Genomic DNA, 24,807 nt, shown 5'->3' with positions numbered 1-24,807 from the left:
AGCGATTGTCTCAGATAAGGGGACAGTCAATGCGCATTTTCGGCGTTATCGCGGCAATATCCACGCTCGCCATGGCCACGCAGGTCGAGGCGCAGGAGTTCGATGCCAGCGGGCCGACCGGGCCACGCGTCAGCCAGAATGAGGCGCAGGCTGAAATCGACCGCCTCAAGGCCGTTATCCGCGAACTGGAACGCGAGATTTCCCGGCTTCGCGAAAATGCATCCCCGGTGGAGAACGAGCCTCAGAAGGGTAGCCTCATTGGCACTTGGCTCGGCGGAGTTTCCTGCGGCCGCCGGCAGTTCTCGGTCACCTTGTCGGTCGGCGAGCAGTTCGGCAGGGTGGCCAAAGGCTCGTTTGCCTTCAGCGGTGCGGGAACGGGAACCGACGAGGCGCAGATAAGCCCCATGCCGACGGAGGATGCGCCCGATTCCTACATCATCGTCACCGCGAAGGCGGATACGTACGATTATGTCGTTAAAATCGACGCGAACAGGATGTCGGGCAAATCCACCAGCAGAAACTGCACGATCCAGCTGGAGCGCGATTAGCCGCGTTCACCGGCGGCTCATGCCCACGGCCAGAAGTAAAACCGTCCGAGAACGCCGCCAGAGAACGCCGCCAGAGTTGGCCGCGCGGGATTGCCGCCGCTACTTGCTAAAATTAGTATGCGTGCCATAGGTTGCCCCGCGCATTTGCGCACTTTTTGGGGGACTAAACATGACGACGACTATGCGGACGGGGCTTGCTGCCCTCGTTCTTGCCACCGCTTTCACCGCATCCACCACTTCGGCGCTGGCCTGGGGCTGCATCGCAGTCTCCGAGGAGGGCAGCTACGGCTACAGCTACAGCTATGACGACGAGGGCGATGCACGCGAAAAGGCGCTGACCGAATGCGCAAACCGCACCACGGAAGAATCCGTGTGCGAGATCACCGAGTGCGACGAAAACGACTAAGAAAATTTGCGCCTGGAAAGCCTGCCGAACCAGCGGGCTTTACCACCGCTGAGCCCAGCGGCGTGGGTTAGAACCGACCCCGAACACCAAACTGCAAGGACATCGTCTTGAAGGATGCGCCGGCAGCATTCCTGTAGAGCGTCGCGGCGCCGGTCGATGTGTCCGTCGAGTTCAGGTCGCCCTTTCTGTGGAAGACATTCTCGAAGTTGCCGGCGAGATAGATCGATGCCGTCTCTGTCAGTTGATAGTCGACGGCTGCATTGAGCATAAGGACAGGGGCCGCGTTCATGTCACCGAAAGACCGGGTGGCGGTGAGCCAGTGGTCGTCGGTATCATCGATTCCGACAGTCATGCCGCCCTTGACGCCGCCGGACAGGGTCAGGCGGTCGAAGCTGGTCGACCCATCGAAGCCGACGAAGAGCGTGGGTATGTTCTGCTGGTAGGTGATGCCGCGCAGACCATCCGGGATCTCGCCAATGTCGTTGCGGATGCCCCCCTCGCTGTAGATGTACGAACCGCCGAAGGCGTCCCAGCGCACCTGGGTATATTTCACCCCGCCGCCAACGCTGACAGTGCTGCGTTCGTCAGCGAAGACGTTTTTGCCGATCTCAAACGTGCTGCTGAAATAGTAGTCGAGGCGCGTATCGGGATGGATGGAGCGATCGCTCCAGCCGTCCATGCTCTGGTCGATGGCAAAACCCGGCACCCAGTCATAATCGACCATGTGGCCATCGCCGCCAAAGCCGAAGTCGAACTTGCCTTTGACGTGCCAGTCGCTGCCGAGGTCAGCGCCTGCCGCTACTGTGTAGAGGGTGACCCCGTCGGTGTCCCAGTCGAGCTGGCTCGCTTTGTCGTTGCCCAGATAGACATATTCGTGGGCTTCGATGTTCATGAGGCCGACGCCGCCGGACAACCATAAACTGCCGTCAGCAGATCGCGCAGTCATATCGCCTGCATGCGCCATGGGCGTACCAAGCGCCAATGCCGCCAGTGCAGATCGAAGCATTAGAGATCTCATATATGACAATCCCGGAGCAAGAACAGGCCTGTTTTCCGGCATGTTCGGAGTGACGCGTAACCGTGCGACCTATCTCGACTTGATAATACAGAGGGTCGTAGCAAATCTGCACTAGTGGTGCTGCGCACGCCGAGGACAAAAAAGGGTTGAACTCCGTCGTCCACCCTTTTCTCTGAAACCGGCAGCCGCAATTCCGACCAAAAAACCTGTTCGATCCCGACCGCATGTCGGGGACCGGTGCCGAGATTGCGACGCTGAAGGGCGTGCCGGTTTCCGACGACTGCAAACTTGACTATGAGACGCACCATCCACTGATCACCGGCTCCACCCTCGTCGGCGGCATTTGGCGAACGCGATCAGCCAACCAACCATGCTTTCGGCACGGAGCTGCTGCAGGACGACATGACAAAAACAATAGAACGACGCGTTGTGGTGCATTTTCCAGGGTTCGAGCCAATGACTGCTTCGGCGCACCACGGCCGCTTCAAGCGCTCCGCCCAATTCTCATCCAAGGTCTGGGACTACTCCGCAATCGTATCTCCGCTCGCCGACGAGGACGTCGGCCCGAATTTCACGGTCTCGAGCGACGTCGCGGGCTGGAATACATCCACGACCGTACACCTGTGCGATCACAACGGATTGCTCGAAAAGCTGACTGAAAAGCAGATCCTGCACCGTATTGTGGCGGGCTTTTTCAGCGCCGCGCAGGTCGTGTATTATGGTGCGGCGGCCGGCTACTTCCGGCACGCATGGCGGTTCGGGCTGTTTTTCGTCTTTCCATACCTGTTGATGAGCTTGGTGCTCGGGGCCTGCCTTTTTGTGGCTGCGACCCCTTTCTGGCTGGATTTGCGCCCTTGGCACTATATCTGGAGTGTTCCGCTCGCCTGGTTTGGCTTTCAATACGTGCTTTTTCCGCTTACCGAGCGTTTTCTCACCCTCCATCTTTTTGCCGACTGGCAACTGGCGGTGTCAGCCGCCCGCCTCGACGATCCGAACCTGATCAAATGGTTGGAGCAATGCGCCGCGCGGCTCGCCAAAGCGCTCGATGAGCCCGCCGACGAATATGTCATCAGCTCCCACAGCATGGGCTCGACGCTTGCAGCCCATGTCCTCGGAATGGTGCTGGAAAACAATCCTGCGGCACTGGTTGGAAAAAAGGTCGTCTTCCTCACCCTCGGAGGGGCGATTCTGCAATGCGCTCTTCTCCGGCCGGCCGCCAAGTTGCGCGACAGAGTGGGGGCGATAGCGCGCGTGCCCGAAGTGTCCTTCGTCGAGGTACACTGCCTGACCGACGTGATCCATTTCTACAAATGCCCCGTCGTCTCGCTGTGCGGGCACCCGGACGCCCCCCAGGCGGAGCAAATGTACATCCGCGTGAAGAAACTGCTCGAACCCGAGCGCTACAAGCGAATCAAACGCGATTTTCTCCGCGTCCATCGCCAATACGTGCTTCACGGCGACAAGCGCGGCACCTTCGACTTTAGCCTTCTAACCGTCAGCCCCTTTCCGGCGCATCGAACGGACGACGTTTCGAAGAGGGACTTTAAGGCGCTTGATGAGGGCTGATGGCGCTCGTGCTCGATGCGCGAGTCATCAATACACGGCTTGTCGGCTGCATCGGTTTCTATGAAGGCGCAAGCAAGCCGCAAAACAGCTCGCGTTCTCATCACTTCAAATTTTCAGGAGAAATGGTGCCGCTTAGCAGACTCGAACTGCTGACCCCGTCATTACGAATGACGTGCTCTACCAACTGAGCTAAAGCGGCCTTCAAACGATCCCGAAGCGTGTCGGGACCGGAATTGGTGCGCTGATAACCGCAATGGGGAGAGATTTCAAGCGGGGAGTTTCAACTTCCGCATATTTCTCTGTGCGATTTTCCAGCGCGCCGCGGTCAGGCGGCGCAAATGCGGTGCTTTGCGGCGATGTATTCGCGCTCCAGCCGGGCGACGAGATTTTCGACGGGGGCGATTTCCTTGATGGCGCCGATGCCCTGGCCGCAGCCCCAGATGTCTTTCCAGGCTTTGGCGCCGGTCGTTGCCGCTTCGAAGTCCATCTTCGTCGGGTCGGCTTCCGGCAGATGGTCCGGATCAATGCCAGCGGCAGCGATTGAGGGTTTCAGGTAGTTGCCGTGGATGCCCGTGAAGTAGTTGGAGTAGACGATGTCTGCGGCGGCGCTATCGACGATCATCTGCTTGTAGGCGTCGCTTGCGCGCGCCTCCGTCGTGGCGATGAAGGGCGAGCCGATATAGGCCATGTCGGCACCCATCGCCTGGGCGGCGAGGATTGCGCCGCCCGTCGCGATCGCGCCGGAGAGGAGGAGGGGGCCGTCGAACCATTCGCGGATCTCCTGGATCAGCGCGAAGGGCGAGAGCGGGCCGGCATGGCCGCCGGCGCCGGCCGCAACGGCGATCAAGCCGTCCGCGCCCTTGCGGATCGCCGAATTGGCATGTCGGTTGTTGATCACGTCGTGCAGCACGATGCCGCCATAGGAGTGGATCGCGGCATTCACCTCCGGCACGGCGCCGAGCGACGAGATCACCACGGGCACCTTGTATTTCACGCACCTCATCAGATCGTGCTCCAGCCGCTTGTTGGAGCGGTGGACGATCTGGTTGACGGCGAAGGGGGCAGAGGGGCGGTCGGGATTTTGCGCGTCGTGCGCGGCAAGGCCTTCGGTGATTTCCGCCAGCCACTCGTCGAGTTGCGATTCCGGGCGCGCATTCAGTGCCGGGAAGGCGCCGATGACGCCGGCCTTGCACTGTGCGAGGGTCAATGCGGGATGCGAGACGATAAAGAGCGGCGCGCCAACGACGGGCAGGCGCAGCTTGTCCTTGAGGATCGCGGGCAGGGCCATGGTGGAAGTCCAGTCCAGTTTTGACGTTTACGAAAACGTCAAAACCATAGCAGCGGGATTTCTTTCTGAAAAGGGGTGGTGCGGTGAAGGCAGGAGCATGTGGTCGTGGGCCGGGAGATTGCGATCAAGGCTGGAGGTTATGGCGTAAGGGGACGGAACTGGGCTGTGTGAGACGAAAGATCCCGGTGCTAAACGCAGGCCTGGAAACGCCGGATGGGTCGATGCGGCGGCGCGTTTTGATGCCATGTTGCGGAAAAAACCTGCTGACGCCTCGAAATCCGGCCGGACGCTTTCCCGATGGAGCACGGGATCAGTCGCCCTTCCGCAACGCTTATCCCCGGCGGCACTGGGGCAGTTTCGGCCGGAAGACTTGCGCAAAGCCCCGGCAAACGTTACGCAAAAGCTAACAAAGACTGGAACGTAGGGCTCTTTCTACAGATGTATCGTGACGGCCGCGTCAGGCGGCTCCCGCAAAAGGGGTGGATGTGAGCGGACTGGAAACGGCAATCAGAAACGCGCTGGCGCGCTCCGAACGTGCCAATGCCGAAGTTCGGGCGCGCATCTACCAGTCGGCGCGCAATGCGCTGGAAGCCGGCCTGCGCAAGCAGGAGATCAACGATCCCGAGACGATTGCCACGCAGCGCCATCGACTGGAAGCGACGATTCACGAGATCGAGGCGGAAGAACGGGCGCAACTCGCGACAGCACCCGCACACGACGTTCGTGTAGAACCCGTCATCGAGACGCGGGCGGAACCGGCGCTGCGTGCCGAGCGCGAGGTGCGCCCCGAACCGAAGCTCGACGCCGAGCCGCGTGTCGATGCGCGCCAGCCGGCAGCAGCAGGCGATTTCGGCGCCATTCGCCCCGAGCGCGCGGACGGCTTTGCCAAAAGCACCAAGACGACGGCATCCGCGAGTGCTGCCGCAACAAGCGAAGCATCCGATTTCCGCCCGGAACGGGTCGCCAAGGCGCGCAAGCGTCGCGGCCGCGTGTTTTCCTTCCTGCTCGTCGTCGCAACGCTGATTGCGGCTTTCGGCGCGCTGGCCTGGTGGGTGCAGACGAGCGGGCTTCTCGACGACTTGCAGAATGGCGCTGATGGCTCGACGCCGCCGGCCACCGTTTCCGGCGAGGATTTTTCCGGCGAAGACCCGATCAAGAAGGCACTCGATACGCAGAGCCGCTTCTCTTCCGACTGGCGGAACGTCTTTTCGCCGGCGGAGACCGCCAAGCTTTCCGCAGGCGCGGCCGGCCGTTTCGAGGCTGTCAGTACCAATGACGGTCCGGCGGTGCGCGTCACCTCCACCAATCCCGAGCGCGACGGTTCGGTGCAGATCGAGGTGTCCCCCGACGTTCTGGGCGAAATGGGCGGCAAGACCTCGACGGTCGCCCTCACGCTGCAATCCGTCAACGGCAAGCCGATCCAGGTCTCGGTCGAATGCGACTTCGCGACGATGGGCGGCTGCGGCCGCCATCGCTTCACGGTGTCGGAGCGCGCCGATATCCTGTTCCAGGTGGAATTCGACCGCTCGCTCTCGCCGAGCGGCGCGGGGCATCTGGTGCTGAACAGCGACATGACCGGCGGGGATGCGGCGGTGAACCTCTACGCCGTCCGCATCCTGCCGGGGGAGTGAGCCGTCAGGCCCCTATTTGACGAAGCCCGGGCCGGAGCCGACGATCTTGTTGTCGATCTCGCCGATAGCCTTTTCGTCCTTGCCCTCGTAGTCGAGCGTCGTCAGGATGTGGCGGATCAGGTTGATGCGCGCGCGGCGCTTGTCGTTGGCGCGGATCACCGTCCACGGCGCCCGGTCCGTATGGGTCGCCTTCAGCATGCGATCGCGCTTTTCCGTGTAGTCGTCCCACTTGTCGAGTGCGGCGATGTCCATCGATGAGAGCTTCCAGACCTTCAGGGGATCGTGCCGGCGATCGTGGAAGCGCTTGAGCTGCATCTCGCGGCCGATATTCAGCCAGAACTTGAAGAAATGGATACCTTCGGAGGCGATCATCTTCTCGATGCGCGGCGTCTCCTTCAGGAATTTCTCGTGCTCCTCCGGCGTGCAGAAGCCCATGACCGGCTCGACGCCGGCGCGGTTGTACCACGAGCGGTCGAACAGCACGAATTCGCCTGATGTCGGGAAGGTCGCGACATAGCGCTGGAAATACCATTGGCCGCGTTCCGTCTCGGTCGGCTTGGTCAACGCGACGATGCGGGCGGAGCGCGGGTTCATGTTGGACATGGTGGCATGGATGGCGCCGCCCTTGCCGGCGGCGTCGCGCCCCTCGAAGATCGCCATGATGCGCTTGCCGGTCTTCTGCTGCCAGAACTGCACCTTGACCAGCTCGACCTGCAGACGTTCGAGCGTCTCTTCATACTCGTCTTCATCGAGCTTCTTGTCATAGGGGTAGTCGTCCGATTGGTACGCCTTCTTGTCGATCCAGTCGGGAAGTTTTGGATCGTCGATATCGAACACCCGTTTCTTGCCGTCGATATCCAGCTCCACAGCCCGGCTTTCGACCTTTTCCGCCATCGTTCACTCCTTCAGAAACAGCTGCGGCGCATACCGCGACGCTGAGAGGTGGCCACAACCGGATTGCGAATTCAAGCGCACCGTGAAAAACATGTCATGAAGCTGCGCTATCCATGGAGAATCGATGGAGGTGCGGAGGATACTATGCTTGCAAGGGAATGGGTGGCGGTGACGGATCAGCGGACGGGCCTCGGCTGGCTGGCGGCGCAACTGTGGGGCGAGCGTGTTCTCATTGCGTCGGCCGTTTTCGTCGGCTTCATGATGTGGCTGGCCGGGCTTCATCTCGGCTGGGTGTCGTTCGCCGTCCTCCTGCTCGTCATCGCGGGCCTTCTGCGCTTGGAGCGCCGTGCGGCTGAGGCCGGCAGCACGGCCATGGCTGGGGCCGCCGCACCCGTTTCCATACAGCCGGCCGTCGAGCCTGCTCCGGTTGCCGACGACCTCACGGCGATAGCGGCCGTTCTTGGCGCGCTCGATGCACCGGCGCTTCTTCTGTCGGCGCGTGAAACGGTAAAGCTCCAGAACCGTGCGGCAGAAGCCATCTTCGGTCCGATCCCGCAAGGCAGTGACTTTGCCGGCCGGATCCGCGCGCCCGGCATTCTCGACATGGTGCGGGATGCCATCGGTTCGGGACAGCCACGCGAAACCGAGCACGCCGAGCGCCTGCCGTCCGAGACGGTCTATGTCGTGCGCATTGCCCCGCTCGCCGGTCCGACGACGGAACCGCTCTGGCTGCTGACATTCCGGGACATATCCCAGGCCCGTCGTATCGACCGCATGCGCTCGGATTTCATTGCCAATGCCAGCCATGAACTGCGCACGCCGCTCGCGTCGCTGCGCGGCTTTATCGAGACCCTCCAGGGCCCGGCCAAGAACGATGCCAAGGCGCATGAACGGTTCCTTGTCATCATGCATGAGCAGGCGACGCGCATGAGCCGCCTTGTTGATGACCTGCTCTCGCTCTCCCGCCTCGAACTGCGCTCGAACCTCACGCCGGACCAGACCGTCGATCTGGTGCCGCTGCTCGGCCATGTGCGAGACAGCCTGCAGCCGCTGGCATCGGATCTTGGTGTCGAAATCAAGCTCGATCTGCCCAAACATCCCGTGTCCGTTCCGGGTGACCGCGATGAATTGGTCGAAGTTTTCGAAAACCTCATCGAAAACGCCTGCAAATATGGCCAGGAGGGCAAGCGGGTGGACGTCGTGCTGTCCGGCGGCGGCGACACGCCCGTCGAACTCAGCGTCACCGACTACGGTCCTGGCATCCCGCCGGAGCACGTGCCGCGGATAACCGAACGTTTCTATCGGGTTAACGTGGAGGCGAGCCGTTCCAAGAAAGGCACAGGTCTCGGTCTTGCCATCGTCAAGCACATCCTGACCCGCCACCGGGCGCGCCTTGTGGTGAAGTCCGAAGTGGGCAAGGGAACGGTGTTTACCGTCAAGTTCTGACATAAAAAGTCGTACTAGTTTGGCGTAAATTAAAATTACTAAATAATTTCATGTATTTAACGTGTCACAAATGTTTCGTCAAACTGACATAAAAGAGAGGGCGATCGGGGTTTAGAGAAGAGCCGCCGGTCAACGGCAGAGAGCGCAAGAACAGCGCTTCCCACATATGTCCTCTTCGGGAGAACCCAGATGAAATCTCTTAAGCTCACTGTTGCGGCGCTCGTTGCTTCCGCCGCTTTCGCAGGCGTTGCCGTTGCGCGCGACCAGGTCCAGATCGCAGGCTCCTCCACCGTTCTTCCCTACGCCAAGATCGTCGCTGAGACGTTCGGCGAGACCTTCCCGGACTTCAAGACCCCGATCGTCGAGTCCGGCGGTTCGTCGGGCGGCCTGAAGGAATTCTGCAAGGGCGTCGGCCCGGAAACCATTGACATTGCCAACTCCTCGCGTCCGATCAAGGACAGCGAAGTTGAAGCCTGCAAGGCTGCCGGCGTAACGGAAATCCAGGAAGTCAAGATCGGCTACGACGGCATCGTCTTCGCAACCGACGCCGGCAATGCCGACCTGAAGCTCGAGCCGAAGGACCTCTACCTGGCGCTCGCCGCTGAAGTCGTCGTCGACGGCAAGCTCGTCGCCAACCCCTACAAGAAGTGGTCGGAAGTCAACAAGGACCTGCCGGACGCCGAAATCGCCGCCTACATCCCGGGCGAAAAGCACGGCACGCGCGAAGTCTTCGAAGAGAAGATCCTTGCTCACGGCTGCAAGGACTCGGGCGCTCAGGACGTCATCAAGGCTGCTATTGCCGACGCCAAGGAGCAGCTCTCCAAGTGCGTAGCCGTTCGTAAGGACGGTCTGGCTGTCGACATCGACGGCGACTACACCGAAACGCTCGCCCGCATCGCCGCCAACAAGTCCGGCGTCGGCGTGTTCGGCCTCTCCTTCTACGAAAACAACGCCGACAAGCTGAAGGTCGCCACCGTCAACGGTATCGTTCCGTCGACCGAAACGATCGCTTCCGGCGAGTACCCGGTTTCCCGCCCGCTGTTCTTCTATGTCAAGAAGGCACATCTCGGCGTCATCCCGGGCCTGAAGGAATATGTCGAGTTCTTCACGAGCGACGACATGATCGGTGCAGACTCCCCGCTGGCTGAATACGGGCTGGTCGCTGCTCCGGATGCAGAGCGCGAAGAGATCCGCAAGGCCTTCGCTGACGGCAAGATCATGTAATTGACTTGGGCCGGTGCGGCGCTCCTCGAGGAGCGCCGCACCGGCCGCTCCCTTTCGGGCAGTTTTCGCCCACGTCATGTTCTTCGGCCGGGAATGGGACGCCTTGTCGAACGGTCGGGGCGGGCGATTGGGCACGCTCGGAGCAACACCAGCAAAAGTGCATGAGCGGTTTTGCGTCTGGGGTTGCGACAAACAAAATGACAGCGCGGATGATCTCGCCGGGAGAGTTTCCTAAATGAGTATTTCCTTTCTTCTGCTCATCATCGCCGTCATCGGCGTGGCGGGCTATTTGGTCGGCAGCTGGCGCGCCAACGCGCTCTCCGGCGGTAAACTTTCCAACCTGCATTCCCGGCCGGGTTACTATGGCTCCTTCGTTGCCATCTGGGCCATGCTTCCGGCGATCGCCGTGCTCCTCGTCTGGATCATCGCGAGCCCGTTCTATATCAGCTCTACCGTGCGCGCCGGCTTCCCTGATGAGGTGAAGGCCGAACCGCAGGCGACGCAGAACCTCAATTACAACATGATCGGCGCCATCGCCCGCGGCCTGCGGCTGCTCTCGCCCGAAGAGCGGGCTGGGGTGTTTGCGGATGGCGCCACCGCGCGCACCGTTCTGGCCGGCAAGGGTGTACCGCTGGCAGCCGATCCGGCGCCCTACATGCTGACCTCTGCGGACGATTATAACCGCATGACGGGCACGAGCAGCATGATGCTGTCGATCCTTGTCGTCCTCGCGGCAGTCGGTGGTTCCCTCTTTGCCTATCGGTCGATCGCGCCAAGGTTCCGCGCCCGCAACCGCGTCGAAGGGGTGATGCTGGTCGGCCTTATCGCGGCCTCCTCGATCGCCATTCTGACGACGATCGGCATCGTTGCTTCCATGGCGACGGAAGCCATCCACTTCTTCAACATGGTGCCTGCCTGGGAATTCTTCTTCGGCACGACGTGGGATCCGCGCTTTGCCGCCGCCGGTGCGACGGACTCGTCCGGTCAGTTCGGCCTGATCCCGCTGCTCGCTGGCACGCTCTATATCGGCTTCGTCGCTATGCTGGTTGCCGTGCCCGTCGGCCTCTTCGCGGCGATCTACATGTCCGAATACGCCTCGCGCACGGTCCGTTCGGTTGCCAAGCCCTTGCTTGAAGTGCTCGCCGGCATTCCGACGATCGTCTACGGCTTCTTTGCCCTGGTGACGGTCGGCCCGTTCCTGCGCGACATCTCCGCCCAGCTGAACGGTCTCGTCACCGGCAACTATTCGAACTTCATCCAGGCACAGAGCGTTCTGACCGCCGGTTTCGTTATGGGTATCATGCTGATCCCCTACGTCTCCTCGCTGTCGGACGACATCATCACCGCCGTGCCGCGGGCGCTACGTGACGGCTCGCTCGGCCTCGGTGCCACCCGCTCGGAAACCATCAAGCGCGTCATCCTGCCGGCGGCACTGCCCGGCATCGTCGGCGCACTCCTGATGACCGCATCGCGCGCCGTCGGCGAAACCATGATCGTGGTGCTGGCCGCCGGTGTTGCCGCCCGCATGCAGCTCAACCCGTTCGAGCCGATGACGACGGTGACGGTCAAGATCGTCAACCAGCTGACGGGGGACCTCGAGTTCACCTCGCCTCAGACGCTGGTGGCCTTCGCGCTTGGCATCACGCTGTTTGTCATCACGCTTTGCCTTAACATCTACGCCCTCTATATCGTGCGCAAATACCGGGAGCAGTACGAATGAGCCAGGTCTCTACGAGCCCCTCGATGGCCGCCCTAGGTGCTGCCGCCAAGCCTCAACGCCGCGATATCGGTCTGCGTGGCCGCTACGCCGCCGAACGGCGCTTCCGTCTCTACGGCATGGCCGCAATCAGCTTTGGCCTACTGTTCCTGTTCCTCCTGCTGTTTTCGGTTGTCTCCAAGGGCTATACCGCCTTCCAGCAGTCGATGATCACCATTCCGGTCGAATTCTCGGAACAGATCATCGACAAGAACAATGAGCGCGCCACCAATCCGCAGAAGCTGGTCTCGGCCAACTATCCGGTCGTTGCCCGCAACGCACTTGCCAAGGTGCTCGGCGTCAGCGAAGACGACCGCGCCGGCCTCAAGGCGGTCAACGGCATGATCTCGGACAGCGTCCGCGTTCAGCTGCGTGACCTCATCACGGCCAATCCGGCACTCATCGGCACCACGCAGACGGTCACCTTCCTCGCCCACGGCGATCTCGACTCAGCGTTCAAGGGGCAGATCGATCTCTCCGTCGCGGAGAGCAACCGCAAGATCTCCGACAAGCAGCTCGGCTGGATGAACCAGCTTGCTGAAACCGGCGCGCTCGCCAAGCATTTCAATACCGGTATCTTCATCAACGGCGCATCGAGCCGTCCGGAAGCCGCCGGCGTCGGCGTCGCGGCCGTCGGCTCGCTCTTCATGATGCTGATCGTGCTCGCGCTGTCGCTGCCGATCGGTGTGGCCGCCTCGATCTATCTCGAGGAGTTCGCCCCGAAGAACCGCTTCACCGACCTCATCGAAGTCAACATCAACAATCTCGCCGCGGTGCCGTCGATCGTCTACGGTCTGCTCGGCCTCGCCGTCTTCGTCAACTTCGCGGGTTTCCCGCGCTCGGCAGCCCTCGTCGGCGGCCTGGTGCTGACCCTGATGACGCTGCCGACCATCATCATCGCGACCCGCGCCGCTCTCAAGGCCGTGCCGCCGTCGATCCGTGCAGCGGCCCTCGGCCTCGGCGCCTCGAAGATGCAGACCGTGTTCCACCACGTCCTGCCGCTCGCCATGCCGGGCATCCTGACGGGCACGATCATCGGCCTGGCGCATGCGCTCGGCGAAACCGCACCGCTGCTCTTGATCGGCATGGTCGCCTTCGTCGCGGACATTCCGTCAACGCCGCTTGAGCCCGCAACGGCCCTTCCGGTGCAGATCTACATGTGGGCGAACGAGGCGGAACGCGCCTTCGTGGAGCGCACGTCGGGAGCGATCATCATCCTCCTCATCTTCCTCATCCTCATGAATGTGGGTGCAATCCTGTTGCGCCGCCGTTTTGAACGGCGCTGGTAGAAGGTTATAGACAGATGAACATCATGTCAGAAGCAGCAGTCGAGAAAGCGCTGGACAAGAAAATGAACGACATTTCCATCAAGATGATCGGCAAGGACGTTTCGGTCTACTACAGCGACAAGCGCGCCCTCTACGACGTCAACCTGAACGTCCGCGAAAACACCGTGACTGCGCTCATCGGCCCGTCGGGCTGCGGCAAGTCGACGTTCCTGCGCACGCTGAACCGCATGAACGACACGATCGAAGGCTGCCGCGTCACCGGCCGGATCACGCTCGATACGGATGACATCTACGATCCGAGCATCGACGTCGTGGAACTGCGCGCCCGCGTCGGCATGGTGTTCCAGAAGCCGAACCCCTTCCCGAAGTCGATCTATGAAAACGTCGCCTACGGCCCGCGCATCCACGGCCTCGCCAAGACGAAGGCGGACATGGATGCCATCGTCGAAAAGAGCCTGCAGAAGGCCGGCCTCTGGAACGAGGTGAAGGACCGTCTGCAGGAAGGCGGCACCGGTCTCTCCGGCGGCCAGCAGCAGCGCCTCTGCATCGCGCGCGCCGTCGCCGTCAGCCCGGAAGTCATCCTGATGGATGAGCCGTGCTCGGCGCTCGACCCGATCGCGACCGCCAAGGTCGAGGAACTGATCCACGAGCTGCGCGCCAACTTCACGATCGTCATCGTGACGCACTCGATGCAGCAGGCGGCCCGCGTCTCGCAGCGCACCGCCATGTTCCACCTCGGCAATCTCGTCGAGGAGAACGACACCGACAAGATGTTCACCAACCCGGACGACCAGCGCACGCAGGACTACATCATGGGCCGCTTCGGCTGACGCGATCGTCGCCAAAGCCCTGAAAACCCGAGCGCATTAAGGACAGAACCATGTCATCGACCCATATCGTCTCGATTTACGACGAAGAACTGAAGTACCTCTCCCGCCGCATCTCCGAGATGGGCGGCACGGCCGAGCAGATGGTTGCGGATGCCGTCCGCGCCCTGGTCGCGACCGATGGCGCTCTGGCGCAGAAGGTCATTTCCGAGGACGTCATCCTCGACACTGCCGAGCGCCAGATCAACGAGAAGGCGATCGTCACGATCGCCAAGCGCCAGCCGATGGCGGCGGACCTGCGCGAAATCATGGGCGCCATCCGCATCGCGGCCGAACTGGAGCGCGTCGGTGACCTTGGCAAGAACACCGCCAAGCGCGTCATCGCGGTGCAGAGCTCGGGCATGCCGCGCAAGCTCACCCGCGGTCTCGAGCATCTCGCGGAACTCGCACTGATGCAGCTGAAAGAAGTCCTCGACGTCTACGCGACCCGCTCGATCGAGAAGGCCAAGGCCATCCGCGAGCGCGACGACGAGATCGACGCGATCTACACGTCGCTGTTCCGCGAACTCCTGACCTACATGATGGAAGATCCGCGCAACATCACGCCCTGCACGCATCTCCTGTTCTGCGCCAAGAACATCGAGCGCATCGGCGACCACGCGACCAACATTGCGGAAACCATCTACTACATGGCGACCGGCTCGCAGCCCGAGGGTGAACGCCCGAAGGACGACACCACGACGTCGGTGGTCACTGCCGACGTTACCGACGCCTCCGAGTAAGGAGTTTCACCTCCATGGTGCCCAGAATTGCCGTCGTCGAAGACGAGGAGGCGCTCAGCGTCCTCCTGCGCTACAATCTCGAGGCCGAAGGTTTTGAGGTCGATACGATCCTGAACGGTGACGAGGCCGAGATGCGCCTGCAGGAGCGCCTGCCGGACCTTCTCATCCTCGACTGGATGCTGCCGGGCGTTTCGGGCATCGAGCTGTGCCGGCGGCTGCGCCAGCGTCCGGAAACCGAGCGCCTGCCGATCATCATGCTGACGGCACGCGGCGAGGAAAGCGAGCGCGTGCGCGGGCTAGCGACCGGCGCCGACGACTATGTCGTCAAGCCGTTCTCGACGCCGGAGCTCGTCGCGCGCGTTCGCGCCATGCTGCGCCGTGCAAAACCCGAGGTCGTCTCGACGGTGCTGCGCTGCGGCGATATCGAACTCGACCGCGAGACGCATCGCGTGCACCGTCGCACCCGCGAGGTCCGCCTCGGCCCGACGGAGTTCCGCCTCCTGGAGTTCCTGATGACCTCGCCAGGCCGCGTCTTCTCGCGCTCGCAGCTTCTCGATGGCGTCTGGGGCCATGACATCTATGTCGACGAGCGCACCGTCGACGTGCATGTCGGGCGCCTGCGCAAGGCGCTCAACTTCGCCAACATGCAGGACGTCATCCGCACCGTTCGCGGCGCTGGCTACTCGCTGGAAACCTGAGCCAAGCGTTTCCTCCCAAGGACGGAAATGGGCCCTTCGGGGCCTGTTTGCGTTTTTGGGGCTGCGCGTCTCTCGCCAGCACAAAAGAAAAGGGCCCTTCCGGGCCCTCATCGCATTCAGCTCTTCGTTTCTGCTAGCGCATCCGGCGCCGTTCAGCCGATGGCTGGTAGGCGAGGCGCTGGTGGTAGGTGCAGTAGGGTGAGTTGTCCGGGGACTCGTTGCCGCAGAAGTGGAAGTCGTCGTTCAGCGGGTCGCCGATCGGCCACTTGCAGGTGCGCTCGGTCAGCTCGGTCAGTTCCAGCTTCCGCGACATCGGCACAACCACTTTGTTGCCGTTGGCGGGAACCGGAAGCTGCTCCGTCTGTGCGTCGAAATCGGCGTCGATGTCTTCCTTGGCGAGGATCGCGCCGGTCGGGCGCGCCGCCACGCGAGCGGGGACCGGACGGGCCGCGAAGTTCGACGGCCGCGGCGTTGCAACGGCCGGACGCTTCGGGCGGGCGGCGGTCGGCGTGCCGCCGGCTTTCGCGCGGCCCGGCAGGTTCAGGCGGTGCACCTTGCCGATGACGGCGTTACGGCTGACGCCGCCGAGCTGCGCTGCGATCTGGCTCGCGCTCAGACCTTCGCTCCAGAGCTTCTTGAGTTTCTCGACCCGCTCGTCTGTCCAGTTCATCTTCTCGTCTCCGTTCGACGCTCGCGATGCGGGAATCCCTCATCGCGTTCCGGATGGGTCCGGAACTTGAACGCCCTAACTCTTTTGGTGACTAGTTCCGCCGCTTGCAGTCTAGTAATTGGTCTTTAACCTAGAGTTCGGGGGACTCTGTGACAAGAGTCGCGGGAATCGGTGCGAATCGATTTCGGAGTTTTCCCCAACTTGCTGCCCTGGTGTGACTCAAGAGCGACACCTTGCGCGCGTATCGTGAATCCTCACGTTGCGGTAGGTTCAGCGGCATTTTAGACGTGCATTTCATTGACATTGCAGGGAGAAATGCTGATAGTGCCGCATGCCGCCGAAAGGCGGTTTTTGATTTTTCTAAAGCCTGGAAAAGTCAAGCCGTAAACGAATCTTTCCGCATCTCTTTTCGGGGGACCTGCGCCATGGCCGATGCCGCGCCGCTCTATGAAACCTATATGCGTGCACCGCTCCGGTTCACGCGCGGGGAGGGCGTCTGGCTGATCGCCGAAAATGGCGAGCGATATCTCGATTTCGCCGCTGGCGTCGCCGTCAATTCGCTGGGCCATGCGCATCCCCATCTCGTCGCCGCGCTGAAGGATCAGGCCGAGAAGGTCTGGCACCTGTCCAACCTCTATGAGGTTCCGGGCCAGGAAAGCCTTGGCCGCCGGCTGACGGAGGCGACCTTCGCCGACAAGGTGTTTTTCACCAATTCCGGGGCGGAAGCGCTGGAATGCGCGATCAAGACGGCGCGGCGCTATCATTTCGCCAAGGGCCACCCCGGCAAGTTTCACATCATCACCTTCGACGGCGCCTTCCACGGCCGCACGATCGCCACCATCGCGGCCGGCGGACAGGAAAAGTACATCGAAGGTTTCGGCCCCAAGGCGCCGGGCTTCCTCAAGGTCCCCTTCGGCGACATCACAGCCGTCAAGGATTCGATCACCGAGGAAACGGCGGCCATCCTGATCGAGCCGGTGCAGGGCGAGGGCGGCATCCGCCCCGTTCCGAAGGAATTCATGCAGGAGCTTCGCCAGCTCTGCGACGAGTACGGCCTGCTGCTCATCCTCGACGAGGTGCAGTCCGGCGTCGGCCGCACCGGGCGCCTCTTCGCCTATGAATGGTCCGGTATTGCGCCGGATATCATGGCGGTTGCCAAGGGCATCGGCGGCGGCTTCCCGCTTGGCGCCTGCCTTGCCACGAACGAAGCGGCTGCCGGCATGGTCGCCGGCACACATGGCTCGACCTATGGCGGCAACCCGCTCGCCATGGCTGTCGGCAATGCGGTGCTCGACGTCGTGCTGGAAGACGGGTTCCTTGATCATGTCCGCGACGTCGCCCTCGTCTTCCGCCAGGGCCTTGCGGCCCTCAAGGACCGTTTCCCGGAGATCATCGAGGATGTCCGCGGCGAAGGCCTGATGCTCGGCATCAAGGCAAAGATTCCGGTCGCCGACCTTCTGAAGGCCGTGCGTGCGGAAAAGCTGCTCGGCGTGCCCGCCGGCGACAACGTGCTGCGGCTTCTGCCGCCGCTTACCGTCACGGCGGAAGAGGCGCGCGAGGGGCTCGCCCGCATCGAGCGCGCAGCCGAAAAGCTGACGGCGGCGAAAGCCGCATAAGCAGGACCGAGACAGACAGGACACATCATGGCCAAGCATTTTCTCGACCTTTCCGCCGTTTCGGAAAGCGATCTCCGCGTCATCATGGACGATGCGCACACGCGCAAGGCCGCTCGCAAGGCCGGCACGGAAGAAAAGCCGCTCGCCGGCAAGATGCTCGCGATGATCTTCGAGAAGCCGTCCACCCGAACCCGCGTCTCCTTCGATGTCGGCATGCGCCAGCTCGGCGGCGAGACGCTGTTCCTGTCCGGCACCGAGATGCAGCTTGGCCGCGCCGAGACGATCGGCGACACCGCCAAGGTCCTGTCGCGCTACGTCGATGCCATCATGATCCGCACGACGGACCATAACCGTCTGCTGGAGCTTGCCGAACATGCCACCGTGCCTGTCATCAACGCGCTGACGGACCTGACGCATCCCTGCCAGATCATGGCCGACATCATGACCTTCGAGGAGCATCGCGGCTCGACGAAGGGCAAGACCTTTGCCTGGACGGGCGACGGCAACAATGTGCTGCATTCCTTCGTCGAGGGCTCGGCCCGCTTCGGCTACACGATGAGGATGGCCGTGCCGATGGGCTCCGAGCCGGACGACAAGATCCTGAATTGGGCGCGCGACAATGGCGGCAATATCCTGCTCGGCCATGATCCCGAGGCGATCATCGACGGCGTCGATCTGGTCGTCACCGACTGCTGGGTCTCGATGAACCAGGAACACCGCGCCCGCGGCCACAACATCTTCCAGCCCTATCAGGTCAACAAGCAGCTGATGGCGCGGGCGAACGACGATGCGCTCTTCATGCATTGCCTGCCGGCGCATCGCGGCGAGGAGGTCACCGACGAGGTGATCGACGGCCCGCAGTCGGTGGTCTTCGACGAGGCGGAAAACCGCCTGCATGCGCAGAAGTCGATCCTCGCCTGGTGCCTCGGCGCCGTCTGACGCGCGTCTTGAAAAACACGCCGGCCGATACGATCTAGGGGCCATCACAGGGCGCTGGAAGGCGCTCTCTCTGGCGCATGCCCGTCCGGTATGGAATGATCCGGGTGATAGCGCGCTGAATCACGGTAGAATGCCGGTCGCAAGCAGCCGGGCCCATGGCCCGGTGGCTTCCCGGTGTGCAAGGAGCAGAATGATGATGGCTGACAATGCCTTGAAACTCGGTGAGCTCGGTTATTCCGGCGACGACCATATCCTGCCGTTTCAGGTGGAAGGGCTCGACGTGCGCGGTCGTGCCGTGCAGCTGGGTCCCATGCTCGATACCATTCTGGGCCGGCACAATTATCCTGCCCCCGTCGCTCGGCTGCTCGCCGAGGCGATAACGCTTACCGTGCTGCTCGGCACCTCGCTGAAGTTCGAAGGCAAGCTGATCGTCCAGACCAAGGGCGACGGCCCGGTCGACCTGCTCGTTGCCGATTTCTCCGCACCGGAGAATGTGCGCGCCTATGCCCGCTTCGATCAGGCAGCCCTTGATGCTGCCATCGCCGCCGGCACGACGGAGCCGCATGAGTTGCTCGGCAAGGGCATTCTGGCCTTCACGATCGATCAGGGCACACACACGCAGCGCTACCAGGGCATCGTTCCGCTCGACGGCGAGACGCTGGAGGAGATTGCCGGCGTCTATTTCCGCCAGTCGGAGCAGATTCCAACCAGGGTGCGCCTCGGCGTTGCCGAGCTCTTCGATCGTGACGAGGCCGGCAAGGTGCGCCACCGCTGGCGGGCCGGCGGCATGGTCGCACAGTTCCTGCCGCAGGCGCCGGAACGCATGCGCCAGCCGGATTTGCCCGGCGGCGATGGCGACGATGTCGGCCACAAGATCGATGACGACGACAACTGGGCCGAAGCCAAGGCGATGGTCGAGACGATCGACGCCGATGAGCTGACGGACCCGACTGTCGGCACCGAACGGCTGCTGTTCCGCCTGTTCCACGAGCGCGGCGTACGCGTCTACCAGCCGCAGCAGGTCTTTGACCGCTGCTCGTGCTCGCGCGAGAAGCTGAAGGGCGTGCTGGTCGGCTTCAGCGCCGACGATATCGCGCACACGGCGGACGACAAGGGCGATATCTCGGTCACTTGCGAGTTCTGCTCGACGACCTACCGCTTCGACGCGACGGAAGTCCTGCCGCAATAGGCCCCCAAGCGCATCCTCAGTTGAGGGTGCGCGGTTGTCCTGGTGTATCCAGCGAGAAGGCAGGAATGGCGACGTCGAAGGCTTCGCCGTTCTCCGCCTCCATGCGGTAGCGGCCGAACATGATGCCGGACGGTGTTTCGAGCGGGCAGCCTGAAGAGTACTCGTAGGTATCGCCGGGGCGCAGCGTCGGTTGTTCACCGATGACGCCGGGACCGTTGACCTCGTCGACCTGGCCGTTCTGGTCGGTGATGTGCCAGTAGCGTGTCATCAGCCGCACGGCGACGTCGGAATGGTTGGATATGACGACGCGGTAACCCCAGACATAGCGGCTATCATCGGGGTCGGACTGGTCGGCCAGATAGTACGGCTCTACGGTCACTTCGATGTCGCGGGTTAGCGCACGATACATGGGCAAGCCTTGAACTGATTAGCTCCTGCTATTCTACAGGAATGTGGTTTCGTCAAGGATAAGCAAAGAGGCACCGGCCGCATCGGCCGGTGCCTCCGTATTTGTCCATCTGTCGCTGAAGGTCAGGCTTTGACCTTGGAGAGCGCGCGGGCAAAATCTTCGAGCAGGTCTTCGCTGTCCTCGATGCCGGCGGAAAAACGGACCGTGCCGGCCGACATGCCGAGTTCGGCACGCGCCTCGTCCGTCAGGTTCTTGTGCGTCGTCGTCGCCGGATGGGTGATCAGGCTCTTGGCGTCGCCGAGATTGTTGGAGATCTTCGCGACTTGCAGCGCATCCTGCAGCGCGAAGGCCGCTTCCTTGCCGCCCTTCAGCTCGAAGCAGACGAGCGTCGAGCCGCCCGTCATCTGCTTGGCGATGATGTCGGCCTGCGGGTGGTCCTTGCGGCCCGGATAGATCACGCTGGCAACCTGGCTTTGCTCGGCGAGGAAATCGGCGATGCGGCTGGCATTTTCCGTCTGCTGCTTGACGCGAAGCGGCAACGTCTCGATGCCCTTCAGCAGTGTCCAGGCGTTGAACGGCGACATGGCCGGGCCGGTGTGGCGGAAATAGTCGTGCAGATGCTCGTTGATCCATTCCTTGTCGGACAGCACGACGCCGCCGAGGCAGCGGCCCTGGCCGTCGATATGCTTGGTCGCGGAATAGACGACGACATGCGCGCCGAGTTCCAGCGGCTTCTGGAAGAGCGGCGTTGCAAACACGTTGTCGACGACGACCTTGGCGCCGATCTGGTTGGCAAGCTTGGCAACGCCGGCAATGTCGATGACTTCCAGCGTCGGATTGGTCGGGCTTTCCAGGAAGAACACTTTCGTGTTTTTCTGAATGGCCTTTTCCCAGTTGGAAAGGTCGCGTCCATCGACCAGCGTGCATTCGATGCCGTATTTCGGCGCGAGCGTCTCGACGACCCAGCGGCACGAACCGAACAGCGCGCGGGCGGCGACGATATGGTCGCCGGCCTTCAGCTGGCAGAGGATCGCAGCCGTCACGGCTGCCATGCCGGACGCGGTGGCGCGTGCATCTTCGGCGCCTTCCAGCAGGCACATGCGCTTTTCGAACATGTCGTTGGTCGGGCTGCCGTAGCGGGCGTAAATGAAGCCATCCGTCTCGCCCTTGAAGCGGGCTTCGGCCGCAGCCGACGTGTCATAGACGAAACCCTGCGTGAGGAAGATTGCTTCTGCGGTTTCGCCGTGCTGGGAGCGGGTGGTTCCGCCGTGAACGAGTTGGGTGGCCGGGCGCCAGGACTTGCTCATGTGATCGTCGCCTTCAAACAAAAAAACCGGCCGCAAAAGCAGGCCGGTTTTAAACCCGGCCTTTTTAGCTACTTGTTTTACGTGGCTGCAAGCCGGCCGGCCAAATCACCACGGGATAACCTTGCTAATACTGCTTGGCCGCGCTTGCGTCAATTGCCGGCATTTGGTTTTGTGCGGACCTTCTGATGGGACGATACGATGATGGCTTCTGCGGTGCGCAGCACGGGCATTCTGGCGGACAACGCCATTCGCGGCTTGTTCGACAGCGGACGGCTGACGAGTGAAACGCCCCTCGACGACGACCAGATCCAGCCGGCGAGCCTGGACCTGCGCCTCGGCGCGATCGCCTTTCGCGTGCGCGCCAGCTTCCTGCCCGGCCCGTCCCATCTCGTTGCCGACAAGCTTGACCGGCTGAAGCTGCACGTCATCGATCTGTCCGAGGGCGCGGTGCTGGAGACCGGCTGCGTCTATATCGTGCCGCTGATGGAAAGCCTCGACCTGCCGGCGGAACTCGCCGCCTCGGCGAACCCGAAAAGCTCCACCGGCCGCCTCGATATCTTCACCCGCGTCATCACCGATCGTGCCCAGGAATTCGATAAGATCCCGGCCGGCTATTCCGGCCCGCTCTATCTCGAAATCTCGCCGCGCACCTTCCCGATCGTCGTGCGTCGTGGCTCGCGCCTGTCGCAGATCCGCTTCCGCAAGGGCAAGGCCCTGCTCGGCGAGAGCGAACTGCTGGCGCTGCACGTGAGCGATACGCTGGTCGCCAGCGAAACGCCGAACGTTTCCGGCGGCGGCATCGCGCTGTCGATCGACCTCAAGGGCACCGGCCCGGAAGGCCTGATCGGCTACCGCGGCAAGCACCACACCTCCGTCGTCGATGTCGATCGCAAGAACCAGCACGATATCTTCGATTTCTGGGAGCCGCTGTTCAGCCGCGGCCGCAACGAACTGATCCTCGATCCGGATGAGTTCTACATTCTTGTCTCGCGCGAAGCCGTGCACGTCCCGCCGCTCTACGCCGCCGAGATGACGCCCTTCGATCCGCTCGTCGGCGAATTTCGCGTGCACTATGCCGGCTTCTTCGATCCGGGCTTCGGCCACGCCCCGGCCGGCGGCTCCGGCAGCCGCGCGGTGCTCGAAGTGCGCAGCCACGAAGTGCCCTTCATCCTAGAACACGGCCAGATCGTCGGCCGCCTCGTCTACGAGCACATGCTGGATACGCCGGAAGGCCTCTACGGCTCCGGTCTCGGATCGAACTATCAGGCACAGGGACTAAAACTCTCCAAGCATTTCCGCGTCGGATAAAGCTGCTCGCGAAGACGAGGTCACCGTTGTGTTGCGCTTGTGGTCCACAATGTTTGCAGCGGTGGCATCCTCTGTTATCAAACAAAACTCGCACGATGGTTGGTTTGATAACTGGTGCTCACGAACACGGTGCGGTGGCGCCGTCTTATAGAGGCACTGCCATTCGACTTTTGTCTCGGGCTTACACGGTATAGGCGAACAGGCTTGGCTGAGCGGATGGTGAATCACCCTTGGAACCAGTGCGCCTGCAGCATGCGCACTGAGTATTCATGTAATCGTGCGCTCGGCCCAAAAGAACGAGGCATGATGGGGCCAAGCTCTGGAGAGCAGTCATCAACTGTACCACGAGCATGAAAATGTCGCGTGAATGCACGGCATTTTTGCTCGGACGAGGCGCTAGTTAGTCATCGAACTATACCTTGATGAATTCTGGCTTCTCTGCTGGGGGTGGTGGGCGGGATTCTATGTATAGCATGCCCTCTTGTGCGGCTTGAGGTGTGCGCTGATTACGTTTACTGTTGAAGTATAGATGGCTTGAATTTTCTAGGAGGGTTTTCTTCCCCTCCCGTATAGTCAAAATTCTCCTCCTCAACGCCTATCGTAAACTCAACGATACTGCGAACGCCATTGGCGACCACGAATTTTGCCGAGGTAATCGTAAAACCGGTTGTTCCCCACACATAAGCACGCTGCGCGAAGTCATTCGAAAATATATCCAACCCATATTGCTGAATTTGAAGGGTCAAGCTCGACGGCGCTGGAAGTTTCATCGCCGCATATAGATCGGCGACGCTATCATATTCATCATCTGGAATGAAAATACTTGTATCAAAGAATTTCTGTACCACAGCAAAATTCGCTGGGCTAACATATCGACCAGGGCCATCAGTCATAAAGGAGTTCAGATCGACCGTAATCTGCTGCCCGCCTTCCGACTTCTCACGAAGCCTTTCCTCAAAATCCGATGGCGGCTGAAATGTCCCATACAGAAACGCAAGGGTTGCGTTCTCAACTGATACGGCACTCCAATGCTCAGTGTGAGTCATTGCCGTCTCCTTCTATGCTAGCGGGTGATTTTGCGATGGTGGAGCTTCCTCTACCCCCATTTCCGGAGATTTCGACAACAGAGGAAGAGGTTTCACCGGGGAAAGTGACAAATACAACGTAGTATTCTAAACCAGTCAAAGAAAACAACTTGTCATTCACGACGCTAAAAATACTTCTATTATCGAGTTCGCTTGGGGTAACGTAACTCTCAGCTTGCCCATCGTAATACTGAGATACAGAGCAGCATCTTGGGTTTTTCTTTATGAATTCGCTTGGGGTGGAGTCCGAAAATTCCCGTTTTTGGAGAACGTATTCAACCCCAATTTTTAATGCAGCTTCACTCTTTGCGCGCAGAAAAAAATTCTCGCGATCGTAATAGGAATATATAAAAAACAAAATGATAACCGCGAGAAAAGCAAATAATGAACCACGTATTTTTCTGAAGAAAATTATATATATTAGAACGACAACAATAGAAGCTATCAATTTGCTACTCTTATATTTTGATTGCGTTTCAACAAGAAATTCATTGTCGCCGTTGCGCTAGGGCAGTTAAATCGCTTGCCATTCTCGTCACGCTATCACGACCTTTTTTGACTTCATCCTGCGTCTATGGGTAACGGACAAAGTTAGGTTCACTTTTGATTGATTATCATCGATTCCAAACACAACCTAGGCTGTGCATCTTGATTGTGTCAACCAGACCGGCACACGCAGATCGATCAAAAAAACGTCAAGAAATCATGATATTGTATTGCCCGCGCCCTTGGGCGCGTCAGGCTCTACTCCGTCCGTCCGTCCGTCCGTCCGCTCCGTTGTCGCGGTGTCGCCAAACCCGCCGTCGCGGTTTCGGCCCATGCGGATGACGATCCCAGGCAGGATTTGAGCGGCTGCGTCTGCTCCTCAGCCGCCACTTTATTTTGTAGCGCTGTCGCACGTGCTGGCATTC

Annotated in this window: 23 protein-coding genes, 1 tRNA gene and 1 riboswitch; of the genes, 15 read left to right on the top strand and 9 right to left on the bottom strand. The window is 61.2% G+C overall.

Annotated elements, in window-relative coordinates:
* Nucleotides 1-29 precede the first annotated feature (29 nt).
* The gene (locus tag BSY16_RS13515; RefSeq protein WP_069060139.1) at nt 30-548 is read left to right on the top strand and encodes a hypothetical protein; all 519 of its coding nucleotides are present in this window, start codon (nt 30-32) and stop codon (nt 546-548) included.
* A gap of 169 nt (nt 549-717) precedes the next feature.
* Nucleotides 718-954, top strand: a complete 237-nt coding sequence (locus tag BSY16_RS13510) for a DUF4189 domain-containing protein (RefSeq protein WP_150129962.1) — start codon at nt 718-720, stop codon at nt 952-954.
* A 67-nt stretch (nt 955-1,021) separates the two neighbouring features.
* Here the strand turns inward: BSY16_RS13510 and BSY16_RS13505 are convergent, their stop codons facing one another.
* Nucleotides 1,022-1,960 carry an omptin family outer membrane protease gene (locus tag BSY16_RS13505; RefSeq protein WP_171902417.1) on the bottom strand — a complete coding sequence of 313 codons (939 nt, stop codon included), beginning with the start codon at nt 1,958-1,960 and terminating at the stop codon, nt 1,022-1,024.
* Between the two features lie 414 nt (nt 1,961-2,374).
* Here BSY16_RS13505 and BSY16_RS13500 point away from each other — a divergent pair, with 414 nt between their 5' ends.
* Nucleotides 2,375-3,538 (top strand): hypothetical protein, encoded by a 1,164-nt coding sequence (locus tag BSY16_RS13500; RefSeq protein WP_069060137.1) that lies wholly within the window; start codon nt 2,375-2,377, stop codon nt 3,536-3,538.
* Between the two features lie 123 nt (nt 3,539-3,661).
* On the opposite strand, the gene BSY16_RS13495 is transcribed toward BSY16_RS13500, so the two are convergent.
* A tRNA-Thr gene (locus tag BSY16_RS13495) sits at nt 3,662-3,737 on the bottom strand.
* Nucleotides 3,738-3,863: 126 nt separating this feature from the next.
* Nucleotides 3,864-4,826: an NAD(P)H-dependent flavin oxidoreductase gene (locus tag BSY16_RS13490; RefSeq protein ID WP_069060136.1), complete on the bottom strand. Its 963-nt coding sequence runs from the start codon at nt 4,824-4,826 to the stop codon at nt 3,864-3,866.
* Between the two features lie 485 nt (nt 4,827-5,311).
* Between BSY16_RS13490 and BSY16_RS13485 the strand changes: the two genes are divergently transcribed.
* Nucleotides 5,312-6,457: a hypothetical protein gene (locus BSY16_RS13485; protein WP_069061536.1), complete on the top strand. Its 1,146-nt coding sequence runs from the start codon at nt 5,312-5,314 to the stop codon at nt 6,455-6,457.
* Nucleotides 6,458-6,469: 12 nt separating this feature from the next.
* Here BSY16_RS13485 and ppk2 read toward each other — a convergent pair whose 3' ends face one another.
* Nucleotides 6,470-7,351: a polyphosphate kinase 2 gene (gene ppk2, locus BSY16_RS13480; RefSeq protein ID WP_069060135.1), complete on the bottom strand. Its 882-nt coding sequence runs from the start codon at nt 7,349-7,351 to the stop codon at nt 6,470-6,472.
* Between the two features lie 144 nt (nt 7,352-7,495).
* On the opposite strand from ppk2, the gene phoR reads away from it, so the two are divergent.
* The 7 genes from phoR (at nt 7,496) to phoB (ending at nt 15,373) form a co-directional block, all read left to right on the top strand.
* Nucleotides 7,496-8,797 carry a phosphate regulon sensor histidine kinase PhoR gene (gene phoR / locus BSY16_RS13475; RefSeq protein ID WP_150129961.1) on the top strand — a complete coding sequence of 434 codons (1,302 nt, stop codon included), beginning with the start codon at nt 7,496-7,498 and terminating at the stop codon, nt 8,795-8,797.
* Between the two features lie 189 nt (nt 8,798-8,986).
* The gene (locus BSY16_RS13470) at nt 8,987-10,021 is read left to right on the top strand and encodes a substrate-binding domain-containing protein (RefSeq protein WP_069060134.1); all 1,035 of its coding nucleotides are present in this window, start codon (nt 8,987-8,989) and stop codon (nt 10,019-10,021) included.
* Nucleotides 10,022-10,256: 235 nt separating this feature from the next.
* Nucleotides 10,257-11,741 (top strand): phosphate ABC transporter permease subunit PstC, encoded by a 1,485-nt coding sequence (gene pstC / locus BSY16_RS13465; protein WP_069060133.1) that lies wholly within the window; start codon nt 10,257-10,259, stop codon nt 11,739-11,741.
* On the top strand, nt 11,738-13,066 hold the full coding sequence (gene pstA / locus BSY16_RS13460; protein ID WP_069060132.1) for a phosphate ABC transporter permease PstA: 1,329 nt from the start codon (nt 11,738-11,740) through the stop codon (nt 13,064-13,066). Before pstC ends, pstA begins: the two co-directional genes overlap by 4 nt.
* Before the next feature lie 14 nt (nt 13,067-13,080).
* Nucleotides 13,081-13,896: a phosphate ABC transporter ATP-binding protein PstB gene (gene pstB / locus BSY16_RS13455; RefSeq protein WP_069060131.1), complete on the top strand. Its 816-nt coding sequence runs from the start codon at nt 13,081-13,083 to the stop codon at nt 13,894-13,896.
* Nucleotides 13,897-13,946: 50 nt separating this feature from the next.
* Nucleotides 13,947-14,675: a phosphate signaling complex protein PhoU gene (phoU, locus tag BSY16_RS13450; protein WP_069060130.1), complete on the top strand. Its 729-nt coding sequence runs from the start codon at nt 13,947-13,949 to the stop codon at nt 14,673-14,675.
* 14 nt (nt 14,676-14,689) lie between these two features.
* Entirely contained in the window at nt 14,690-15,373 is a 684-nt protein-coding gene (phoB, locus tag BSY16_RS13445) for a phosphate regulon transcriptional regulator PhoB (RefSeq protein ID WP_069060129.1), read from the top strand.
* 133 nt (nt 15,374-15,506) lie between these two features.
* On the opposite strand, the gene BSY16_RS13440 is transcribed toward phoB, so the two are convergent.
* Nucleotides 15,507-16,043 (bottom strand): GcrA family cell cycle regulator, encoded by a 537-nt coding sequence (locus tag BSY16_RS13440; RefSeq protein WP_069060128.1) that lies wholly within the window; start codon nt 16,041-16,043, stop codon nt 15,507-15,509.
* Between the two features lie 425 nt (nt 16,044-16,468).
* Between BSY16_RS13440 and BSY16_RS13435 the strand changes: the two genes are divergently transcribed.
* The 3 genes from BSY16_RS13435 to BSY16_RS13425 all read left to right on the top strand — a co-directional run bounded on the left by BSY16_RS13435 (nt 16,469) and on the right by BSY16_RS13425 (nt 19,787).
* Nucleotides 16,469-17,659 carry an aspartate aminotransferase family protein gene (locus tag BSY16_RS13435; protein ID WP_069060127.1) on the top strand — a complete coding sequence of 397 codons (1,191 nt, stop codon included), beginning with the start codon at nt 16,469-16,471 and terminating at the stop codon, nt 17,657-17,659.
* A gap of 27 nt (nt 17,660-17,686) precedes the next feature.
* Nucleotides 17,687-18,598 (top strand): ornithine carbamoyltransferase, encoded by a 912-nt coding sequence (gene argF, locus BSY16_RS13430; RefSeq protein WP_069060126.1) that lies wholly within the window; start codon nt 17,687-17,689, stop codon nt 18,596-18,598.
* 196 nt (nt 18,599-18,794) lie between these two features.
* Nucleotides 18,795-19,787: an Hsp33 family molecular chaperone gene (locus BSY16_RS13425; RefSeq protein WP_069061534.1), complete on the top strand. Its 993-nt coding sequence runs from the start codon at nt 18,795-18,797 to the stop codon at nt 19,785-19,787.
* Between the two features lie 16 nt (nt 19,788-19,803).
* On the opposite strand, the gene apaG is transcribed toward BSY16_RS13425, so the two are convergent.
* Nucleotides 19,804-20,196, bottom strand: coding sequence for a Co2+/Mg2+ efflux facilitator ApaG/CorD (gene apaG, locus BSY16_RS13420; RefSeq protein ID WP_069060125.1), 393 nt, complete (start codon nt 20,194-20,196; stop codon nt 19,804-19,806).
* Nucleotides 20,197-20,318: 122 nt separating this feature from the next.
* On the bottom strand, nt 20,319-21,503 hold the full coding sequence (locus BSY16_RS13415; RefSeq protein WP_069060124.1) for an O-succinylhomoserine sulfhydrylase: 1,185 nt from the start codon (nt 21,501-21,503) through the stop codon (nt 20,319-20,321).
* A 43-nt stretch (nt 21,504-21,546) separates the two neighbouring features.
* A riboswitch (SAM riboswitch) is annotated at nt 21,547-21,625 on the bottom strand.
* 79 nt (nt 21,626-21,704) lie between these two features.
* On the opposite strand from BSY16_RS13415, the gene BSY16_RS13410 reads away from it, so the two are divergent.
* Nucleotides 21,705-22,811, top strand: coding sequence for a 2'-deoxycytidine 5'-triphosphate deaminase (locus BSY16_RS13410; protein ID WP_150130051.1), 1,107 nt, complete (start codon nt 21,705-21,707; stop codon nt 22,809-22,811).
* Nucleotides 22,812-23,323: 512 nt separating this feature from the next.
* On the opposite strand, the gene BSY16_RS13405 is transcribed toward BSY16_RS13410, so the two are convergent.
* Complete coding sequence (locus BSY16_RS13405; RefSeq protein WP_069060122.1) at nt 23,324-23,857, bottom strand: hypothetical protein; 534 nt, start codon at nt 23,855-23,857, stop codon at nt 23,324-23,326.
* Entirely contained in the window at nt 23,844-24,344 is a 501-nt protein-coding gene (locus BSY16_RS31950; protein ID WP_150129960.1) for a hypothetical protein, read from the bottom strand. Before BSY16_RS31950 ends, BSY16_RS13405 begins: the two co-directional genes overlap by 14 nt.
* Nucleotides 24,345-24,807 lie beyond the last annotated feature (463 nt).

This window comes from Sinorhizobium sp. RAC02 (assembly GCF_001713395.1).
Taxonomy (GTDB): Bacteria; Pseudomonadota; Alphaproteobacteria; order Rhizobiales; family Rhizobiaceae; genus Shinella.
Note: the sequence above shows the minus strand (reverse complement) of the source record. Positions and strands in the feature narration are given on the sequence as shown.

What these genes read in the sequence shown, in the direction of transcription:
- pstA (WP_069060132.1), top strand. Translation starts at nt 11,738, where the DNA reads ATGAGCCAGGTCTCTACGAGCCCCTCGATGGCCGCCCTAGGTGCTGCC.
- BSY16_RS13505 (WP_171902417.1), bottom strand. Translation starts at nt 1,960, where the DNA reads ATGCTTCGATCTGCACTGGCGGCATTGGCGCTTGGTACGCCCATGGCG.
- BSY16_RS13440 (WP_069060128.1), bottom strand. Translation starts at nt 16,043, where the DNA reads ATGAACTGGACAGACGAGCGGGTCGAGAAACTCAAGAAGCTCTGGAGC.
- phoR (WP_150129961.1), top strand. Translation starts at nt 7,496, where the DNA reads ATGCTTGCAAGGGAATGGGTGGCGGTGACGGATCAGCGGACGGGCCTC.
- BSY16_RS13470 (WP_069060134.1), top strand. Translation starts at nt 8,987, where the DNA reads ATGAAATCTCTTAAGCTCACTGTTGCGGCGCTCGTTGCTTCCGCCGCT.
- phoU (WP_069060130.1), top strand. Translation starts at nt 13,947, where the DNA reads ATGTCATCGACCCATATCGTCTCGATTTACGACGAAGAACTGAAGTAC.
- pstB (WP_069060131.1), top strand. Translation starts at nt 13,081, where the DNA reads ATGAACATCATGTCAGAAGCAGCAGTCGAGAAAGCGCTGGACAAGAAA.
- ppk2 (WP_069060135.1), bottom strand. Translation starts at nt 7,351, where the DNA reads ATGGCGGAAAAGGTCGAAAGCCGGGCTGTGGAGCTGGATATCGACGGC.
- BSY16_RS13435 (WP_069060127.1), top strand. Translation starts at nt 16,469, where the DNA reads ATGGCCGATGCCGCGCCGCTCTATGAAACCTATATGCGTGCACCGCTC.
- apaG (WP_069060125.1), bottom strand. Translation starts at nt 20,196, where the DNA reads ATGTATCGTGCGCTAACCCGCGACATCGAAGTGACCGTAGAGCCGTAC.
- pstC (WP_069060133.1), top strand. Translation starts at nt 10,257, where the DNA reads ATGAGTATTTCCTTTCTTCTGCTCATCATCGCCGTCATCGGCGTGGCG.
- BSY16_RS13510 (WP_150129962.1), top strand. Translation starts at nt 718, where the DNA reads ATGACGACGACTATGCGGACGGGGCTTGCTGCCCTCGTTCTTGCCACC.
- BSY16_RS13515 (WP_069060139.1), top strand. Translation starts at nt 30, where the DNA reads ATGCGCATTTTCGGCGTTATCGCGGCAATATCCACGCTCGCCATGGCC.
- argF (WP_069060126.1), top strand. Translation starts at nt 17,687, where the DNA reads ATGGCCAAGCATTTTCTCGACCTTTCCGCCGTTTCGGAAAGCGATCTC.
- phoB (WP_069060129.1), top strand. Translation starts at nt 14,690, where the DNA reads ATGGTGCCCAGAATTGCCGTCGTCGAAGACGAGGAGGCGCTCAGCGTC.
- BSY16_RS13490 (WP_069060136.1), bottom strand. Translation starts at nt 4,826, where the DNA reads ATGGCCCTGCCCGCGATCCTCAAGGACAAGCTGCGCCTGCCCGTCGTT.
- BSY16_RS13500 (WP_069060137.1), top strand. Translation starts at nt 2,375, where the DNA reads ATGACAAAAACAATAGAACGACGCGTTGTGGTGCATTTTCCAGGGTTC.
- BSY16_RS13415 (WP_069060124.1), bottom strand. Translation starts at nt 21,503, where the DNA reads ATGAGCAAGTCCTGGCGCCCGGCCACCCAACTCGTTCACGGCGGAACC.
- BSY16_RS13425 (WP_069061534.1), top strand. Translation starts at nt 18,795, where the DNA reads ATGGCTGACAATGCCTTGAAACTCGGTGAGCTCGGTTATTCCGGCGAC.
- BSY16_RS13410 (WP_150130051.1), top strand. Translation starts at nt 21,705, where the DNA reads ATGGCTTCTGCGGTGCGCAGCACGGGCATTCTGGCGGACAACGCCATT.
- BSY16_RS13405 (WP_069060122.1), bottom strand. Translation starts at nt 23,857, where the DNA reads ATGACTCACACTGAGCATTGGAGTGCCGTATCAGTTGAGAACGCAACC.